The sequence below is a fragment of the Nocardioides sp. CPCC 206348 genome (genome assembly GCF_048654705.1).
Taxonomy (GTDB): Bacteria; Actinomycetota; Actinomycetes; order Propionibacteriales; family Nocardioidaceae; genus Nocardioides.
Window position 1 is genome coordinate 1 of the sequence record NZ_JBMCZA010000096.1, and the last position, 2,138, is coordinate 2,138.

A 2,138-nucleotide genomic window follows, 5' to 3' on the forward strand; every position below is an offset into this window, starting at 1 on the left:
TCCGTTCCTGTCTATCTCGACATCACGGCGTGAGCACGTGATCGGGGTACGAGGGAGACACCGGACCGGGGTGGCGGTCGCTGCAGTGGAAAGTCCTACGGCGCGAACACCGCGTTGTTGTTGATGGCGTCGAACGCGTCCTTGGCGTCCGCCTGAACGACCTTGTTCTGGCCGTACCAGATGCTGCCGCCGACGTTCGACTGGCTGCCCGCGTAGGCCAGCATCTGGCTCACCGTCGCACTGCCGTCAGCGCCGTCCGGACCGAAGGCACCGCTCACGTCCCGGCCCTTGATGTTGGTCAGATCGATCGTGATGCCACCGAGGTTCGTGTTCGGCAGGAACTTCTGCGTCGCCAGCGTGCTGCCCGGACCCGTGAAGTACACGGAGAGGGCGGTGGCGAGCATCTGTGCCTTGAGCATCGCGTTCATCGAGGCGCCCGCGGCCGAGGCCTTGCTGATCACCGAGCTGACGTACGACGCCACCTGGGTGCACGTGGCGGTTGCAGACAGGTCCTGGAACGGCGCGAAGGTGCGCAGGTACGAACCGGAGTTGCAGGTCGTGCCCGTGCTCGTACCGCCCTTGATGACGCCCTGGCCGTTCTTGTTCGACCAGAACCCGATGGTGTGGGCGCCTGTGTTCAGCGGGGTCTTGCAGACAGTGACGATCTGGGTGTCGTCGCCCGTGGTGCCCGTGTCGTTGGTGACGAAGGTGGCCGTGTTCGGGTAGTCGACACATCCGGGCTGGTCCAGCGGCCAGTCGTGCGAGTAGTTGGCCACGGCCGGGTTGGCGTCGCCGACGCAGACCTGCCCGAGCAGCCCGGCGACCGAGTCGTCCACCGTGGCGCACTCGTCCACCACGGTCTCCGTGAACCCGATCGGGCCAGTCGAGGCGGTGTCCGAACCGGCTTCGAGGAGTGCCGGGCCGACTGTCTGGACGTCCCACTCCACCGTGACGGAGTTGGAGAGATCCGCACCGGGCACGACCCCTTCGGCAAGGTCACAGGAGAAGGCGAGCGGCGTGTCGCCCGGGGCGACCTCGACGTCGTCACCAGCACCCACCAGGGTGCAGACGACGCCCGCGTCCGAGAACGTGTCCGTGATGTCGGCGATCACCGGGTCGGGGTTCGGGTTGGTGATCGTGACGGTTCCCGTGATCCCGGTGTCGGAGACGGTGCCCGCGTCATGGGTCAGGGTGACGGTGTAGTTGGCGGTCACCGTGCCGGACACGCCTTCCAGGGTGTCGTCCGCGACCGTCTTGTCGATCGCCCACCCGTAGGTCGTCGTATAGGCGCCGGTGGCGCTCTTCTCGACACTCAGCGGCAGGGCGGGCGGCGGCGGGTCGTCCTGGACCACCTTGAACGAGTCGTGCGTGCAGTCATCGCCGCTGACCGGCGCGTCCGGGTCGGGCGACGGCAGCGCACACACGCTGGCGTTGTAGACCCCGCCCCCGTTGGTGGTGTCGTCGAACGGCGCCATCTGGATCCGGAAGTCGTCGAACGAGATGGCGTGGGGACCAGCGGTCGAGATCGTGCCGTCGGCCGCCACGTGGAAAGTGCGGTCCGCACGGGAGTCCGACGACAAGAGGCCCGGGGCACCATCGTTCGGCGTGGACTGGGTGCCCGGGACGTTGACGGCGAAGAAGTAGTCGCCCTCACCCAGGGTGTGCGGGAGGTTGCTCAGCCACACGTCGGCCTTCACGGCGTAGGCGTTGCAGTTCGTCGGGTCCTCCGTCTCCCCGGTGCCGTCCGGATTGACGCAGAACCCGCTGCCGTCCGTGATGTTCGTCGTGGTCGAGATGGACTGGGCGGCCGAGTGGGCCAGCGGAGCCGTGGTGGTGGTGGCGATGACCGCCGCTCCGGCGACGAGGAGCGAGCCGGAGCCGATCTGGGCGATGACGCGACGCAGGCGTCGGTGGGCGCGGTGCTGGGACATGGTGCTGGGACTCCCCACGAGTCGAAGGTTGGCTGTGCCCGCTCAGCTACACCACGAGACCTATGACTGCCGGACCTTCGACCATCGTGTGCTCATCGACGAGGCGTCACCAGTGTCGGAAGTGAGGACAGGTCTCCCTGCCTGTCCGGGTGGGCCCGAAGGACGCCGGGGTCAGGCGGCGCGAGAGCGGCGCACGGTCGCCACGAT

At 67.7% G+C, this 2,138-nt stretch carries 1 protein-coding gene; it reads right to left on the bottom strand.

Annotated elements, in window-relative coordinates:
- Positions 1-95 precede the first annotated feature (95 nt).
- Entirely contained in the window at positions 96-1,949 is a 1,854-nt protein-coding gene (locus tag ACOADB_RS04950) for a hypothetical protein (RefSeq protein WP_378596831.1), read from the bottom strand.
- Positions 1,950-2,138: the final 189 nt, after the last annotated feature.